This window comes from Sorangium sp. So ce281, from assembly GCF_051527395.1.
GTDB classification, from domain to species: Bacteria; Myxococcota_A; Polyangia; order Polyangiales; family Polyangiaceae; genus Sorangium; species Sorangium cellulosum_B.
This window is the reverse complement of record NZ_CP150322.1, coordinates 11,078,288-11,094,532: the sequence shown is the minus strand read 5'-3', so window position 1 is coordinate 11,094,532 and position 16,245 is coordinate 11,078,288. Positions and strand designations below refer to the sequence as shown.

The 16,245-nt window shown below is 71.3% G+C and carries 15 protein-coding genes; 11 read left to right on the top strand and 4 right to left on the bottom strand.

The features are described from left to right. Nucleotides 1–1,008: a hypothetical protein gene (locus WMF27_RS42595; RefSeq protein ID WP_437763173.1), complete on the top strand. Its 1,008-nt coding sequence runs from the start codon at nucleotides 1–3 to the stop codon at nucleotides 1,006–1,008. A 176-nt stretch (nucleotides 1,009–1,184) separates the two neighbouring features. On the opposite strand, the gene WMF27_RS42590 is transcribed toward WMF27_RS42595, so the two are convergent. Next, nucleotides 1,185–2,660 carry an MBOAT family O-acyltransferase gene (locus WMF27_RS42590; RefSeq protein WP_437763174.1) on the bottom strand — a complete coding sequence of 492 codons (1,476 nt, stop codon included), beginning with the start codon at nucleotides 2,658–2,660 and terminating at the stop codon, nucleotides 1,185–1,187. Between the two features lie 348 nt (nucleotides 2,661–3,008). Between WMF27_RS42590 and WMF27_RS42585 the strand changes: the two genes are divergently transcribed. After that, nucleotides 3,009–3,569 (top strand): hypothetical protein, encoded by a 561-nt coding sequence (locus tag WMF27_RS42585; RefSeq protein WP_437763175.1) that lies wholly within the window; start codon nucleotides 3,009–3,011, stop codon nucleotides 3,567–3,569. A gap of 3 nt (nucleotides 3,570–3,572) precedes the next feature. Next, nucleotides 3,573–4,382, top strand: a complete 810-nt coding sequence (locus WMF27_RS42580; RefSeq protein ID WP_437763176.1) for a polysaccharide deacetylase family protein — start codon at nucleotides 3,573–3,575, stop codon at nucleotides 4,380–4,382. 141 nt (nucleotides 4,383–4,523) lie between these two features. Here WMF27_RS42580 and WMF27_RS42575 read toward each other — a convergent pair whose 3' ends face one another. After that, on the bottom strand, nucleotides 4,524–5,369 hold the full coding sequence (locus tag WMF27_RS42575) for a C-type lectin domain-containing protein (protein ID WP_437763177.1): 846 nt from the start codon (nucleotides 5,367–5,369) through the stop codon (nucleotides 4,524–4,526). A 410-nt stretch (nucleotides 5,370–5,779) separates the two neighbouring features. On the opposite strand from WMF27_RS42575, the gene WMF27_RS42570 reads away from it, so the two are divergent. After that, nucleotides 5,780–6,316: a hypothetical protein gene (locus tag WMF27_RS42570; protein ID WP_437763178.1), complete on the top strand. Its 537-nt coding sequence runs from the start codon at nucleotides 5,780–5,782 to the stop codon at nucleotides 6,314–6,316. Here the strand turns inward: WMF27_RS42570 and WMF27_RS42565 are convergent. Beyond that, nucleotides 6,286–8,775 carry a protein kinase domain-containing protein gene (locus WMF27_RS42565; protein ID WP_437943531.1) on the bottom strand — a complete coding sequence of 830 codons (2,490 nt, stop codon included), beginning with the start codon at nucleotides 8,773–8,775 and terminating at the stop codon, nucleotides 6,286–6,288. The genes WMF27_RS42570 and WMF27_RS42565 overlap by 31 nt on opposite strands. A gap of 64 nt (nucleotides 8,776–8,839) precedes the next feature. Between WMF27_RS42565 and WMF27_RS42560 the strand changes: the two genes are divergently transcribed. The 3 genes from WMF27_RS42560 (at nucleotide 8,840) to WMF27_RS42550 (ending at nucleotide 11,507) form a co-directional block, all read left to right on the top strand. After that, nucleotides 8,840–9,754, top strand: a complete 915-nt coding sequence (locus WMF27_RS42560) for an FHA domain-containing protein (RefSeq protein WP_437943530.1) — start codon at nucleotides 8,840–8,842, stop codon at nucleotides 9,752–9,754. Nucleotides 9,755–10,114: 360 nt separating this feature from the next. After that, nucleotides 10,115–10,870, top strand: coding sequence for a SirB1 family protein (locus tag WMF27_RS42555; protein ID WP_437742681.1), 756 nt, complete (start codon nucleotides 10,115–10,117; stop codon nucleotides 10,868–10,870). Nucleotides 10,871–10,922: 52 nt separating this feature from the next. Next, on the top strand, nucleotides 10,923–11,507 hold the full coding sequence (locus WMF27_RS42550) for a Uma2 family endonuclease (protein ID WP_437763181.1): 585 nt from the start codon (nucleotides 10,923–10,925) through the stop codon (nucleotides 11,505–11,507). A gap of 115 nt (nucleotides 11,508–11,622) precedes the next feature. Here WMF27_RS42550 and WMF27_RS42545 read toward each other — a convergent pair whose 3' ends face one another. Next, a complete protein-coding gene (locus WMF27_RS42545) occupies nucleotides 11,623–13,215 on the bottom strand; it encodes an ATP-binding protein (protein ID WP_437943529.1) in 1,593 nt (530 codons plus the stop codon). 326 nt (nucleotides 13,216–13,541) lie between these two features. On the opposite strand from WMF27_RS42545, the gene WMF27_RS42540 reads away from it, so the two are divergent. The 4 genes from WMF27_RS42540 to WMF27_RS42525 all read left to right on the top strand — a co-directional run bounded on the left by WMF27_RS42540 (nucleotide 13,542) and on the right by WMF27_RS42525 (nucleotide 16,221). Beyond that, entirely contained in the window at nucleotides 13,542–14,399 is an 858-nt protein-coding gene (locus WMF27_RS42540) for a CPBP family intramembrane glutamic endopeptidase (RefSeq protein WP_437763183.1), read from the top strand. Between the two features lie 444 nt (nucleotides 14,400–14,843). Beyond that, nucleotides 14,844–15,134: an FG-GAP repeat domain-containing protein gene (locus WMF27_RS42535; RefSeq protein WP_437763184.1), complete on the top strand. Its 291-nt coding sequence runs from the start codon at nucleotides 14,844–14,846 to the stop codon at nucleotides 15,132–15,134. Nucleotides 15,135–15,532: 398 nt separating this feature from the next. Then, entirely contained in the window at nucleotides 15,533–15,964 is a 432-nt protein-coding gene (locus tag WMF27_RS42530; RefSeq protein ID WP_437943528.1) for a hypothetical protein, read from the top strand. Nucleotides 15,965–16,020: 56 nt separating this feature from the next. Then, a complete protein-coding gene (locus WMF27_RS42525; protein WP_437943527.1) occupies nucleotides 16,021–16,221 on the top strand; it encodes a hypothetical protein in 201 nt (66 codons plus the stop codon). The last annotated feature ends 24 nt before the right edge of the window (nucleotides 16,222–16,245 follow it).

The following is a 16,245-nucleotide window of genomic DNA, read 5'->3' as shown; positions in this document are numbered from 1 at the left end:
ATGCCCATCACGATGTGTGCCACCCTTGCCGAGCCCCACGCCCCGGGGACGGATCTCGTCTTCTGCGTCCCGCTCGCGCTCGCCTGGCGCAAGCTGCAGGATCGCTTCGGCCCGCTGCGCTTCGACCCGCAGACGTCTCTTGCCGACGCCATGAACCGCGTCCCTCTCGACGAGGTCGTCAACCCGGCGTGGTGCGTCACCGGGGCCGGCTTTGGCGCCGAGGGAGTCCTCGAGCAACTGCGCAGCGAGCTCCATGCCAAGTTCCCTGACGCCGATCCGCGCCTGCTGCCCAGCCGCGTGGCGCCTGACGAGCTGCTCGCTTACGGCTATCTCTCGCGCGACCTCCAATTCCCGACGGTCTTCGCCATGCGGGATCGCTGGTTTCAGGGGCGGTATGTCCGCGCCTTCGGGATCGACGACGGCCCTCATCCCGACAACCCCGCCCGTCGCGCGCAGGTCATCGCACACGACTATGTGTCGTCGGACGAGTTCGTCATCGAGCTCTGCGCGGGCGAGACCGAGGACCGCATCGTCATCGCCCAGATCCCGCCCTGCAGTCGGCTCGGGGTGACGGTGGGGGCTGCGCTCGACCGGCTCGAGCGGCTGCGCCCTGAGGACCGCGCGCTCCAACCCGACGAAACGCTGTGGGTTCCACGGCTCGAGTTGGAGGTCTGCCGACGGTTCGACGAGCTCACCCATCGGCCTCTCTGCAATCGAGATCTTCAGGGCAGGAGCTTCGATGAAGTGCAGCAGCTGGTGAAGTTCAGGCTCGACGAGGCAGGCGCCAGCGTGACCGCGGAGGCGGTCATGCACGGGTATGGGGCGCCGGCGCGGAAGCGCTATTTCATCGTCGCAGGACCTTTCCTGCTGATGCTGATCCGCCGCTCCGCGCCCATCCCGTACCTCGCGCTCTGGGTCGAGACAACGGCGTGGATGCAGGAGCAGCCGGCGCCCGCGCCCCCGGCATTCCCCACGTTCGATCCATCGTCATGGCCTCACCTGCGTTGATCGTGGCCCGCTCCCTCCGCCCCGTCGCGCACGCTCTGCACACGCGCCGCAGAGCGGCGGTCACCCGCACAGGAGACGGGTCCAGATCGGCGTTTTCGGCGCGGAAGCGCACTCCAGTGCGCTGAGCACCGAAAACGCCGAGATGGGCCCGTATCCGAAGCGGGTGACCGCCGCTCTCAGAACTGGAAGTACACGAACGGCACCGCGGCCGCGCTCGCCGCCTCGTGGAGCCCGACGGCGACGAGGAACAGCAGCGCGCCCTGCACCGGCGCAGGCGCCGCGATGAAGGCGCCGCGGGCGCGCTCGTAGAGGCGCTCCGGCACGTAGTGGGACAGGAGCGCGACCCCGAGGAGCGCGACGAGCACGGGCGGGAGGTTCGGGTGGAAGGTCGTCAGCGTGCCGATCTGCCGCAGGATGAGCACGGCCTGCGAGAACGTCGGCACGCGGAAGAAGATCCACGCGAAGCAGACGTAGTGGAACGTCAGCAGCACGCACAGCGCGCGGAGGGGAACGCGGGAGAGCGGCGAGCTCGCGGTCGCGCCCCCGCGCTCGCCCTCGCCGGCCGGTCGCCGGCGCTGGACGGCGCGCTGGAAGGCGCGCGTCACGGCGAGGCCGAGGCCGTGGAGGAAGCCCCAGAAGACGAAGTTCCACGATGCCCCGTGCCAGAGGCCGCCGAGCAGCATCGTGATCATCAGGTTGCGGTACGTCGCCAGCTCGGAGCCGCGGTTGCCGCCGAGCGGGATGTACAGGTAGTCGCGGAGCCAGGTGGAGAGCGAGATGTGCCAGCGGCGCCAGAAATCGGCGAGGTTGTGCGCCTTGTACGGCGCGTCAAAGTTCTTCGGGAACCGCACGCCGAGCAGGAGCGCCGAGCCGATCGCGATGTCGGTGTAGCCCGAGAAATCGCAGTAGATCTGCGCGGCGTAGCCGTAGACGCCCGCGAGGACCTCCAGGGCCGAGTAGTTCTCCGGGCGCTCGAACACGCGGTCGACGAGGTTGAGCGCGAGCTGGTCGGAGAGGACGACCTTCTTCACGAGGCCGATCGCGACGAGGAACAGGCCCCCCCCGCCCTCCTCGAGGGTGAGGCTCGGGGCGCGCTCGAACTGCGGGAGCAGGTCCCGCGGGCGGACGATCGGCCCGGCGACGAGGTGCGGGAAGAAGGCGACGAAGAGCAGGTAGCGGAGGTAGCTCTTGTGGGGCGGCAGCTCGCCCCGGTACACGTCGATGACGTAGCTCATCGACTCGAACGTGAAGAACGAGATGCCGACCGGCGGCAGGAGCACCCGGAACGCGTGGCCCACGCTCGCCGGCTCGCCCGTGAGCAGGGCGCGGAGCGCCGCGGCGTTCTCGAGCGCGAAGTTCCAGTACTTGAAGAACCCCAGGAACCCGAGGTTCAGCGCCACGGTGGCGATGAGCATCGCGCGCCGCGCCCGGGGCCGCTCCTCGCGGGCGATCGCGCGGGCGAGCAGGAAGTCGACCGTGGACGAGGCGAAGATGAGCGGCAGGTAGCGCCAGTCCCAGGCCGCGTAGAACCCGTAGCTCACGAGCAGCAGGAACACGAGGCGCGGCCAGGCGCCGGCGTACCGCACGAGCGCCCACGATCCGACGAAGACGGCGGCGAAGAACTCGGCGTAACGGAGAGTATTGAAGAGCACGGCCGGTCGGAGCCCGGGTCAGGCTGCGGCGAGGGACGCGGCGCGCGGCAGGGCCGAGCGCGTTGTCGAGGAGGAGCGGGCTACCCGGGCGGTAGGGGGCCGTCTACCACAGGGAGCGCGGCGCGGTCGCTCTCCTGGCGCGGGCCGATGGCGCCGCGCGGTCGCGTTCACAACGCGGCGCCCTGCGGAACGGCGCGGAACGGCGCGGAACGGTACGCAACGGCGCGGAACGGTACGCAACGGCGCGGGACGGCGCCAGGAACGCGACCGTGCGGGGCCGCGTTTGAACGGCGCCACGACGCTGCGCGATGTTGAACGGCGCCCCGCGTCGTGCCAAGGATGGATCTGATGCTGGGTCGCCTGATCCTCGGGGTTGTGAAGGGGCTCATCGTGGGGGGCCTGCTGGGCTTCGCGCTGGCGAAGCTCGGCTTCGCCGCGCCCATGGCGATCGTCGCCTACCTGGCCGCGGCGCTCGCCGGGGTCCTCGTGGGGCTGGTCGCGGGCAAGCCCATCTGGGCGAAGGACGCGAAGATCGAGGCGGGGATGAAGGCCTTCGTCGGGGCGCTGCTCGGCGCTGGCCTGATGTACGCCGCGCGCAGGTGGCTCACGGTGCCGGTGCCGGTGCCGCTCGGCGAGCTCGGGGGCGCGAACCTGTCGCTCGGCGAGGCCGCGGGGGGCACCGGGACGTTCGGCGGCCTGGCGATCACGTCGCTCGCGGCGATCGCCGCGCTGCTCGGCGGCTTCTACGAGGCCGACAACGACCCCTCGGACGAGGAGAAGCCGGGCGCGAAGCCGGCGGTGAAGGCGGCGGCCGGGGGCAACAACAAGCGCATCGCCGCCTCCGCCGCGGCGGACGAGCTCGACGACGACCTCGAGGTCGAGGCCGAGAAGAAGCGCACGAAGAAGTAGCCGGTGCCGTTCGCGCGGGCCCTCCTCTATGCGGCGTCGCTCGGCGCGCTCGCGCTGGTCGCGCGCTCGCTGCTCGTCGCGCCGGTGCCCATGGCGGTCGCGGGCGCGGCCATCGCCGGCTACCTCGCGCTCGTCCTGTGCGGGGTCTTCTTCCTCGGGCTCGGGATGTTCGTCGACGTGGTGAAGCGCGGCCCGCCCGGCGCGCGGGGCGTGGCGCTGACCTTCGACGACGGGCCGAGCCCGGAGCACACGCCGGCGGTCCTCGCGCTCCTCGACGAGGCGGGCGTGAAGGCGACGTTCTTCGTCATCGGCCGCAAGGCCGAGGCCCACCCGGAGCTCGTCCGCGAGATCGCGGCGCGGGGCCACGCCGTCGCCCTGCACAGCCACGCGCACGACCGGCTCTTCTCGCTGCGCTCGGCCCGCCGGGTCGAGCGCGACCTCCGGCAAGGGCTCGACGTCATCGAGCGGATCACCGGCGCCCGCCCCACCCTCTTCAGGCCGCCGGTCGGCCACACGAGCCCGCGCATCGCCCGCGTGGTGGACGCGCTCGACCTCGACGTCATCGGCTGGTCGGCGCGGGGGTTCGACGGGCTCGCCGGGGCGGACCCCGGGCGGGTGGCGGCGCGGATCATCCCGGGGCTCCGCGACGGGGCCATCGTGCTGCTCCACGACGCGGCCGAGCGCGACGACCACGCGCCCGCGGGGCCCCTGGCGCTCCCGCGCATCCTGGCGGCGATGGAGAGGCGCAACCTGGTCGGGGTCCGCGTCGACGCGTGGCTCGACGACGGCGCGCGGGACGATGGCGCGACGTAGCTCCGTGTGTCGGAAATTCGGGACGACGGCACGGCGTAGCTCCGTGTGTCGGAAATTCCGCCAGGATTTGCGATCCAGCATCGCCTGGAGCGCGGGCAGCCTGGAAAACCTCCGGAGCCCCTCCACCGCTCCTCGTCCCGCTCAGTACGTGTACGCCATCGTGCCGCTGCACGACCCGGAGCCGTGGCAGCCGACCCGGAGGATGTACGTTCCGGTCGTCGGGAGCACGTACGATAGGTTGGAGCCGGTGCCGCCGCAGGCGTCGTCATTCTTTCGGAGCTGGTCGCCCGAAGGGCCGATGAGGCGAATGAGCGTGTCACCGGACTTGGAGGCGCCCGCCACGCCGCAGGTCCCGAACGTCAGGAGCATCCCGGCGTTGAGGTTCAGCGGCACGTCCTGCGTGTTCTTGGTGGCGTCTTTCGTGTTGCTCACGTTGAAGGCGACGGTGCCGTCCTGGCCCGGCACGGAGCCGCGCTCGCAAATGAAATGCCGATCGCTCGAGCAATCGACGTCGCTCCACTGGAACGTGCCCTGCGAGTTGTCCTCCACGCAGTCCTGGCTATTGTCGTTGTTCGGCTGGCCAGGCCTCCAGTTCACATAGACAGCAGGCTCGCCGGACGCCCAGGTGAACGTCCCCTCGACCCCTCTGTCGTTGTAGCCGATCCAGAAGGGGCTCGACGCCCGGCTGGTCTCCTCGGCCGTCAGGAATGCTTGCTCCGCGGGGCTCGAAATCGTCACCAGGTCGTAGCCGTTTTGAACGCAGTAGGAGCGCGCCGCGCTCCAGCTCATGAGGTTCGTCACGAAGAGGTAGTCGTGGCCCCCGAAGGTGACGGCCTCGGCCGCCTCGGCCACGTCCTCAGCCTCGTAAGGCTCCTGTCCTTCCCCCGCGACGCAGCCGAGGGCGGCGAGCGACGCGCCCGCGGCGAGCAGGGCGATCCCAAGACCACGGGTCATCACGATCGAATTGTTCACGTTCACGGTGCTCATGGATGGACTCCTCTCGGAGCCGGCTGTCCGCCGGCCAAGCGCTCTCGGTGGAGATGCTCGCGCCGCCTCCGGACTCCGGTGTCCCAGGGCCCGCCGCGGCGCTCACAGGATGTGACCTTGCACCTCGCGAGCGGCCTTCGCTATTTCAGGCCATATCAGCCGATTTCGCGCCCATCGGGGCCTCGTGGTCTCCATCGCGTCGACGCGGATCCGGAGCTTCCCCGAGCCCGACCGACGCTCGATCACCCTCCCGCATCCTCGCGCACGGCTCCTCCTCCGCGCTCTTCACGCGGCCTTTCGCCCCTGAAATAGGGTGATATATGCTGAAATGGCCCCGGGCGTACGGACGGTCGTAAGGTGCGTCCAGGCCTCGCTCTCCGATGGGGGCATCGCACACCAGGAGAAGAAACATGAGCGGAGTACGATTTGTACCGATGGATGCATGGACGAAGACAGAGGCGCACACGGAGGAGATCGACGGCGGCATGCTCATCGTGCTGACCGATCCCAACGGGACGATCGCAACCATCTACCAGCCGCCCTCGAAGGCCCCCCCCACCGGATTTTCAGGCGATCGGATCTACTACCAGATCTCGGGGGCCTGGCCGACGAGCGGCTCGCTCACCGTCAAAGCCACCAAGGGCGGCACCCCGACCTCGAGCGCCGACGAATTCAAGGCCGCGACGCCCGGAAGCTTCGAGCCCAAGGACAAGCCTGTTTCGTCGGGAACGAAGAGGTTCATGTACACGAATGCGGGGAGCGTGACCTGGGGCGTCGATCTGAGCGGAATCACGGAGACCCTCTCGGAAGCGAGGGGGAACGCCGTGTGGTGGAGCGACACGGACGGCCACATCCCCTTGGATTCGACCTGCGAGCTCACGCTGAACGACAACACACCCGGAAGCTCCGGCACGAGCTACTTCAAGGCGATGGACACCCTCGGATGACATCGCGCGAGCCGGAGGCCGATGGTGAGCCGCCGGCTCGCCGGAGCATTGCCGAACCGCGCCGCGACCCTGCAAAATTCGAGCGGGCTGCTCCACGATCCGCCGCGCACCGCGCGCACCTCGTCGCCCAGCGCCGTCTCCCGCACGAGCCGACCTCGCTCGATCCACGGACCATCCCGCCGCCAGGCGTTCTCGCACCAGTCTCGCGTGTTTCCGCCGAGCCCGCGCGCGCCGTAGGGGCTCTCGTCCACCGGATCCTCGTACACGCTCACGATGGCCGGGTTCTTCTCCACGCTCTCGACGCACCGGAGGAACTGCGCGTCCACATGATGCCCCGCGGGGCACAGCCGTCCGTCTGCGCCCCTCGCCGCCTTCTCCCGCTCGAGCTCGTCGAGGAGCCGCCAGGCTCTCCCCGTCCGCGAGGCGAACCAGCGCGCATAGGCCGCCGCGCCGAACCAGTCGACGAGCGTCACCGGCGCGTCCGGCAGGAGCGGGCGCCCGAGGTGATCGTCGCCCAGGGTGAACTCCCCGCGGCCGCCGAGCGTGAAGACCATCCGCTCTTCCCCCATCCCGAGCTGAGCGCGCGGACAGGCAGCGATGGCGTCTCCCTCACGGCCTTGGCGCACGAGATCATTCAAGAAGGCGCGGTACTCGTCGTTCGTCACGGCGAACCGCTTCAGGATGAACGCGTCGATCCAGATCCTCTGTCCGGGCAAGCTGTCCCCGGCCTTCGGATCACCACCCAACCATGCGACGCCCGCCGGGACGACCACCTCGTCCGCGTCGAGCTCGCCCTCCGCGGGCAGCACGATCGGGGAGGCGTCGTGCTCCCCCGGGGCGCGACCGTCCCAGTGCCCGGCACGCTCGACGAGCACCGGATAAAAGACCTCCGCGTGTCCCGGCGAGCGGACGCGCAACCGGTAGCTCCCGTGCGGCAGCGGCACGCGATCGAGCGGCGTACGGCCGAGCGAGCCAAAGGGCTCGGGGACGAGGCGCCTGCCCCGCTCGACATAACGCTCGCACACCACCTCGGCCCCGGGTGGATCCGTCGCCAGCGAGACCGCGCCTTCGCCGCGGAGGACGGCCGCGTACCGCCCTCGATCGTGCGCGCGGAGCAGGGCGAGACAGCGCGCGGCGTTCGCGTCGTCGTGCGCGCGCTCCGCCTCGAAGAGCCGATCGTGATAATGGTCCGCGAGCGCCGCGTGCGCCTCGTCGAGGTCCGGATCCACGCTGAGCGCGCCATGAACCGCTTCGACGAACGAGATCTCCGCGATCTCGGCCTTTACGGAGAGGGCTTTTGCCTCGTCCTCGCAGCGCCACCCCGGCTCCTTTTTCTCGATCGGATCGAAAGGACGAATGGCCCCGAGCAAGCCATCCGCCTCCGCCTGGCGCTCCGCCGAGAGGCCCCGCAACGAAAGGAGCGAAGGCTTCTTCGCCTCCGCGGCTGCGAGCGCGCGTTTCGCCTGCTCCCTGCGCCGCGCGCCGTCGAGCCACGCGACGAGGTCCTCCGCCAGCGCACCCGCGTCAGGGGAACGCGCCTCGATCACCCGCGCCATCGCGCGCTCGCAGGCCGCCACGAGCTCGACGGGCGGCGGCGGCCCCCCCGCGGCCGCCGCGATCACGGGGATCGGCGGGCCCGCGAGGATGGCGCGAAAGGACGCCCATCCCTCGGCCGCGTACGGGGGCCTGCCGGCGAGGAGGTGATACAAGATCGCTCCGAGCGCGTACACGTCGCTCCGCGGTCCATGCCGGTGACGCTCCCCGCGCGCTTGCTCTGGGGGCATGTACGCGGGCGTGCCGAGCACATCCCCCTCGCGCGTGAGCGACGGGTCGAGGGCGCGCTCGTCGTCGACCTCCGCCGCGCCACCGCCGTCCGGCGCCTCGACGTCGAGCACACGCCGCGCGAGCCCCCAGTCCATGACGAGGACCTCGCCGAGGTCCCCGACCATCACGTTCGAAGGCTTCAGATCCCGATGAAGGATGCCCCGGCCGTGCGCGTGCGCGACGGCCTGCGCCACGCGCGCGAGCGCATCGACCGCCCTGCGGAACGCCGCGGCGCCCTGGCGAAACCCCGCGGGCGTCTTGCCCTCGTGGAGCTCCGCGAGCACGACCTCGAACGTGCGGCCACGCACCTCCTGCATCGTGTACCAGAGCCGCCCATCCGGGAGCTCGCCGCGATCGTGGACGGCCACGATCCCAGGATGCGAGAGCCCCGCGGTGATCTCGGACTCCGCGAGGAAGCGCGAGCGCCTCCGCGGCTCGTCGGCGTGCTCGGACCGCTGGATCTTCATCGCGATCGTGCGCGAGAGGAGCTTGTCGCGGACGCGGCGCACCTCGCCGAACCCACCGGCAGCGATGCGACCGAGATCGTCGTACCGCTCGGGGAAAGCGACGGGCCGCGCCGGGTCCGGCGCAGCGTGCCCCTCGGGCAGGAGCAGGGAGAGGGTCGCGTCGCTCACCGGTCCAGGAGCTTAGCCGAGGGTCCTTTTTCCGGTCACCTCGGTGCTGTAGTGTCTCGGCACCTTGGGAATCCTGGAGGAGCTCGGGACGAACCGCCGCACGACGCTGGGGCCCCGCTACCTCATCGGAAGACACGCACCCTGCGACCTGCGCCCGCAGGATCCGCGCGTCTCCGGGGAGCACGCCATCGTGCGCTGGATCGAGGGGCGCTGGGAGCTCAAGGATCTCGGCAGCAAGAACGGCACGTTCCTCGACGGTCGGCGGCTCGGGCCCGGCGAACGAACGCCGCTCGGCCCAGGCGCCGTCGTCACGCTCGGCGGAGAGGGCGTCGGGTTCGTCCTGGTGGACGCGACCGCGCCCGTGCCCGCTGCGCGCTGCGTGAGGACGGGCGAGCTCCGATCGGCAGCCGATCACGTGCTCGTCCTGCCGAGCGAGGATCGGCCGCTCGTCACGGTCTTCGAGGACAGCGCGGGCCGCTGGGTCGCAGAGCGAGAGGAAGGGACGGCCGCCGTGGAAGACCATGCGCTCTTGGTCGTAGAAGGCGAGCCGTGGCAGCTCCTGCTCCCGACCGCGATCCGCGCGACGTGGGACGCGGGCGCCGGGCTCGTGCTCGAGGCGATCGGCCTCCGTTTCTCGGTGAGCCCCGACGAAGAGCACGTGGATGTATCGGTCCTTCACGACAGCGGGGTTCTCCCGCTCGCGCCGCGGGCATACCATTACGTGCTGCTCACGCTCGCGCGGGCGCGCGCCGAGCACCGCGCGGGCTCGCCGGAGGATCGAGGCTGGGTGGATCGCGACGTGCTCTGCGGCATGCTGGGCGTCGATCAATGGAAGCTCAATGTGGACGTGTGCCGCATCCGCAAGCAGCTCGCCGAGATGGGCATTCACGGCGCCGCGAGCATCGTCGCGCGGCGACCCGGCACCGCGCAGCTCCGAATCGGCGTCGACAGGCTCGAGATCATTGCGCGCAAGCCTTGAACCGGTGCGCGGGAGCTCGAAAATCCAAGCGCGATCGGAAAATCAAGCTCACTCCAAAGAGTGACGCTGGTTCACCATATGACAGGCGATCTCAGCAGAGCCTGCGGGCGCTGGCGAGCCGCAAGGCTCCGGCAGCGAGTCCACGCGAGCGGCGCCAAGGAACAGTCCCTGGCGGAATTCTGACACACCGGAATAGGTGAAGCCGACGCCGGGGTGTGGAGCGGGGCGAAGCCCCGAGGAGACAAAGTCAAGGCTGCCCGCGCGAAGCCCCCGCGAAGCGGCGCGGAAGTCCGGCCTTCGCCGGGACTTCCGGCGGGCGGCGCTAGACCATCTCCGTCGGGTGGCGCTACGCTCGGTCCGATGGCCGCGCCGGTGAGTCTGACGCTCTTTGCGCATATCGCCGGGAGACCGGAGGACGAGCTCGACCTCGCCGAGGCGGCGCTCCTCATCGACGACGCCGCGTACCCGGGCCTCGACATCCCGCACTACCTCGGCGTGCTCGACCGGCTCGGCGGCGAGGCACGGCGCGCGGTCGATCGCCCCCTTCGCGCCGCGGAGGCGACGCCGGGCAGCGGCCCCATCGAGCAGCTGCTCCGCTGGTTCTACGGCGACCTCGGGTTCCACGGCAACTCCGGGGACTACTACGATCCGAAGAACAGCTACCTGCACGAGGTCCTGGATCGCCGGACGGGCATCCCCATCACGCTGGCCGTCGTCCTCCTCGAGGTGTGCTGGCGCGCGGGCCTCGAGGCCCAGGGCGTCTCGTTCCCGGGCCATTTCCTTGTGAGGACGCCGGTCCGCGGCGGCGTGCTGCTCATCGACCCGTTCGAGGGCCGCCTGCTCGGCCGGGACGACCTGCGGGCGCTGCACACCCGGGCCACGGGCGCCACGCGCGATCCGGAGCCGCGGCTGCTCGTGCCCGCGCAGAAGCGGCAGATCCTGGTGCGCATGCTGAACAACCTGCGGTCGATCTACTCGAGCCGCTCGGACGCGTCGCGGCTGCGCAGCGTGCTCGAGCGGATGCAGGTGCTCGCGCCGACCGACGAGCTCCGGAAGGAGCTCGATCAGCTCGGCGGCGAGCGCCCCTGGCCGTCCGCGGGGCGGGACGTGAACTGACGCGGCCCGATCGCCGCTCGCGCACCGCGCGCGTTCGGATACGCTCGTCGGCATGGGTCACCGCGCCACGACCCCCCCGACCTTCGAGGAGCTCTACCAGAGCATCCGCGCCCTGCCCGAGCACCTGACGGGCGAGATCCTGGAGCCCGGCGTCCTCCGCACGATGTCGCGGCCCGGGAAGCGCCACCGCCGCGCGGCCAGGCTCTGCCTGCACGGCCTCGTCCCGTTCGACGCGAACGTCGGCGGCGTCGGCTGGTGGATCGAGCCCGAGACGGAGATCCGTTTCCCCGGCGGCCGGCTCGCCGTGCCTGACCTGTGCGGCTTCCGGGTCGAGCGGGTGCCCGAGCTGCCGGACGAGAACCCGCTGACGATCCTCCCCGACTGGTGCTGCGAGGTCCTGTCGCCGCGGACCGCCCGCGACGACGTGGCGGTGAAGCTGCCGCTCTACGCGCGCTCCGGCGTCGGCTGGAGCTGGATCGTGGACCCGATGCGCCGGCTGGTCGAGGTCTTCGAGACGGTCGGTGGGAGGCCGGCGCTCACGGCGACCGCGCAGGACGACGAGCGCGTCGTGCTACCGCCCTTCAACGGAGAGCTCGCGGTCGCCTCGTGGTGGATTCCGGGCGCCGTCGAGGAGTAGAGCGCTCCCGCCCAGGGCAGGGCGGGGGCTCGCCGCCAGACGGAGGAAGCGAGGGCCACTGCCGATCGCTCCGGTCGTGTGGGATCGCGCGTGGGATCGCGCGTTGGCCTTCCCATCAGCCATGCCTGTCGGCCGCCCCCGGCAGCAGCACCACGAACCGCGCCCCGCCGTCCGTGCCTCGCTCGACCCCGATCGTCCCGCCGGCCGCCTCCACGAGCCCCCGGCACACAGCGAGCCCGAGCCCCGTCCCCTCGCCGACCTCCTTGGTCGTGATGAACGGCTCGAACAGCGTCTCGCGGACCGCCTCGGCGATCCCCGGCCCGTTGTCCTCCACCTCGATCCGCGCGCCCCCGCCCGCGCCCCGCGACGCGCGCACGGCCACGCGCCCCCCGACGCGCGGCACCGCGTCGGCCGCGTTCAGGAGCAGGTTCAGGAGCACCTGCACGAGCTGCCCGTGCGCGAGCGGCACGGCCGGCACGTCGGGCGCGACGTCCCGCTCGAGCTCGATCGCGCGGAACGCCTTCTGCGGCGTGACGAGCGAGACGACGTCGCCGATCGCCTCCGCGACCGACCCCGAGGAGAGGTGCCCTGCCTCTCCATCGCCGCCGCCCTCGGCCGCGCCCCGCGCCGCGGGCCGGGCGAAGTCGAGCAGGTCGCGCAGGATCTTGTGGATCCGCTCCGTCTCCCGCTTCATCCGCTCGACGAAATCGCGCTCCTCGGCCGGCGTGAGGCCGCCGGCGAGCAGCAGATCCTGCAGGCCGAGGATCGCCGCGAGCGGGTTGCCGATCTCGTGCGCGAGCCCCGCCGCCAGGCGCCCCACGGACGCGAGCCGCTCCGAGCGGACCAGCCGCTCCTGCGCGCTCTTCAGGTCCGCCGCGTAGCGCTCGACCTCGGCGATCTTCGCCCGCAGCGACTCCTCGTCGGCGCGGAGGCGGCCCGTCATCAGCGCGAGGCTCGCGCCGAGCTCCGCCAGCTCCCGCGCGCCGGCCCGCGGCACTTCCAGGTCGCGCGCCCCGCCGGCCACGCGGCGCGCGGCCTCCGACACCGCGTCGATCGGCCGCACCACGAGGTGCGTCATGGAGATGTACGCGAACACGAGCAGCGCCAGCGCCACGATGCCCGTGTAGAGCGCCACGATCCGCACGAGCGGCGCGGCGGCCACCGTCGACGGGTCGGTCGGCACCAGCACGGCCACGGAGCCCGTCGACGCCGCGGGGGCCGGCTCCGCGAGGGACGCCGCCTCGCGCGCGGGCTCCGGGACGACCACCAGGAGCGCATCGCCGCGCGCCGTCCGCACCGTCTTCAGCACCTCCGTGCCGGCCTCCACCGAAGCCGGCAGCGTCGCCGCGATCTCCGGCTCCCCGGCGCGGCCCGAGAGCGCCCCGGCCGCGTCGTAGACGCCGATCGCCGACGCCCCGTCCGGGCCGAGCTGCGCCTCGAGCAGGAGCGAGAGCTCCGGGGCGGAGCGGGTCGTCCGCGCCGCGGCCACGTGCCCGGCGATGGCGCGGCCGATCGCGCGGGCGCTCGACGCGCGCGCGCCGCTCATCGTGGCCCGCGTGAGGCTCGCCACGGCGAAGAAGAGCGGCACGAACGCCAGGAAGAGCAGCGCGCCGAGCGCGAACAAGAGCTGAAGCCGGATCCCGAGCCGCACGGTGTGGTCTGCCCCCTGTCGTGCCGTCCTCGCCCAGCTCGGCGCCCGCTCATCCATGGCATCGCGCCGGGCTCGGAGGAACGACCTCCCTGATAGCGGCATGCGCGCCCATGGCAAAGCTCGCGAGGTTCGCAAGGCTCGCGAGGTTCCGACCGACGGCTGGGCCTGGCGTCCGCCGCGCTGGCCTGGTACCCGCCGCGCCGAGCTGGTACCCGCCACGCCGAGCTGGTGCCCGCCGCGGGAACCAGACGCGAACCACGTAAACAGCGAGAACCAACGTGAACGACGCGAACCACGCTGGCTGTTACAACGGCGAACCTCTTACGCGCTTGATCGCTCGCCCAGAGTCGTGACATCATGGATGGTTCAATGGGGATAGTCTTATGAGCTTGCTCGAATCCTCCTCCGACGTGATCGACCCACACCATGTTCCTTTCCTCGCTGGCTCCGCCGCCCGCGACGCGCGCCCGTCGACCGGCCGGCGCGACCGCTCGACCGAGCGCGCCGGGCTGGCTGCGGCGAGCGACGCCGATCACGGCCTGCTCCGCCTCGAGATCGAGCTCCTCCGCCGCGGCGCTCGGGACGCCCTGGAGCTGCGCCGGGAGCTCGCGGCGTTCTTCTTCGTCGTCATCGCCCTCTTCGGCGTCGCGCAGCTCGTCCGGGATCTCATCCGCGCGGATCTGCCGCCGCTGCTCCAGATGGGCTATTCGTGGGGTCTCCTGCTGCTGCTCCTCGTGCCGATCGGGTGGTTCGTCCGGCGGCAGCCGCTGCCGCTCGCGCGGCTCGGCGTGACGCTCTCGGGCGCGCGGCATAGCCTCCGCGAAGCGCTCGTCATCGCCGCCATGGCCTTCGCCGCGTGCCTCGCGCTCCGCGCGGGGCCGGCCCTGCGGGGCGAGCCGTGGCTCGACTGGGGCTCGGTCGCGGGGTATTCGCGCCTCGAGTTCGCGATCTTCCTCGCGAGCTATGGGCCGCACTGCCTGCTCCAGGAGTTCATCGCGCGCGGCGTGATCCAGACCTCGCTCGAGCGGCTCCTGCCCGACGCCGGGCGCCTCGCGCCCATCGTCGTCACCTCGGTGCTCTTCGGCGTGTTCCACCTGTATGTCTCGCTGGCCTTCGCGGTCATCACCTTCGCCGCGAGCGTCCTCTTCGGCCTCTTTTACGCGCGCCACCGCACCCTCGTCGGCGTCACCGCCGTCCATCTCACGGTCGGCCTCGCCAGCGTCGCCGCTGGCCTCAACTGACGCTCTCCGCGACAGGCAAGCACGTGCGCAGGTTCCTCCCAGGTGTACGTCCCCGGTAGAGCCATCCTCGATGCAAGAAGCGGGGAGTGGCCTGGTGAGGCACCATGTGGTGACCACGCCGAGATCGGGCGCACACCGTGGTCTCGATGGCCTTGCGCTTGCTATCGGCCCGCGCACGTGCTCGGCGTGCTCAGGGTCGCGGACCGGATCGGATCTCCCGCGCCGGCGTTTGCGCCCGCGCCCGAGCCGCAAGCGAGGCGAGTGTGAGGAGGTCTGCGGCGACAGGGGCTGCGCTGTGCGCGATCGCTGCAGTTCACCTCATGCCGGCCTGCCTGCACGCCGGGCATCGAGCCGGACCACGACCGCTGGGCCGCCGAGCCGGCGGCGTCGTCCCTGGGGCGCGCGGCGCAGCGGGCGAGCAGGGTTGGGTGGAAGGCCGTTCGTATGAATGACTTCAGCCGCGACGAGATGGTGGATGTGCTCTGGGAGCATCCCGAGAAGAGCCTGGCGGCGATCTGGCTGATGGAGGGGACCCAGCTTGTCGCGCCGGGGCCGGTCATCCCCGGGCTCGGCCGCGGCTTTCACGTCGTCACCGCGCGGGACTACAACGCCGACGGCATGGCGGACGTGCTCTGGTACGCCACAGGAACGAACCAGGCGGCGGTCTGGTTGATGAACGGCACTCAGCTGCTCGCGCCGGGGCCGGTGTTTCTGGGGCCCTACGACGGCGGGTGACTGGGCACCGTCCCACGTCCTCTGTGCTGTGTCCGTGCCGGCGGCGCCGAGGCAGAGAGGAGGCGGAGGAGCGCCGAACACAGCCGAGGTTGGGGAACAATTTCGGGCACTTGCGTCCGCGCCCGGCCGTCCTCCGCGACGATCCCTCCGGAGCGCGCAGAAACGGTGGATACAGCGTGGCTGTCCAGGAGGCGCGGGGCGCGCACGAGATTCTTGTCGCCTCGCGTCAGCGCCATGATTTGTCATTGACAGCCGCGAATCGCTTTGCTCTTCATTTGAATGCTGCCCTTCTGAGCCGACCGGGACGTACATGACCGCCGCATGCTCCGCGACCGCCCTCTCGTACGCGTCCATCCGCGTTTCGGTCCAGCGTGGCGTCCGTCGGGACGGAGGCGGCCTTGGCGCGCGGGATTGAGCTGGATCGTTCGCGCTATCCGCTGGTCGTGATGCGGGCCGGCGAGCACTACACCCAGGACGAGTGGGACGTGCTGATGAGGGGCATGATCCAGCTCATCGTCTCGGGGCCGTTCGGCCTGATCAACGACACGCGCGGCAGCAGCATGCCGAACGCGGTGCAGCGGCGAGCCGTCGCGCAGATGTACGTCGACTACGAGAAGCAGGCGCGCGCGCACCTGCTCGCGTCCGGCATCGTGGGCGATTCCAGCCTGGTGAACGGCATCCTGACCGCGCTCAACTGGCTGAAGCCGCCGCCGCACCCCGTCAGGGTCTTCTCGTCCATGACCGACGCGGAGCGCTGGGTGCTCCAGCATTTCAACGTCGAGCTCCGCCGGCACGTCGGGGCGCACAGCGTCGAGCACCGGGTCGGCTGACCCGCACAAGAGCGCACGCGAGCTACGGGCGCGGCGCGAGCGTGGCGCCCTCGGAGGTGGCGATCGCTCGCCGCCTTTTCATCGAGCACCTGCGCTCCGCCCGGCGCGGGCGGCTCGGCGCGCCCGACACGCTCGACGGCGCCGCGACCCCGCGCGCCGCGGTCCCGCCCGACGAGGAGCTCGCCGCGCGCCGGATGGCGGGCGCGGGCGAACCGTCCGCCGCCACATCGGCAAGGCGTGAGGGGGTCGCGGCGTGAGCGAGGGGAGACGGGAGAACGATG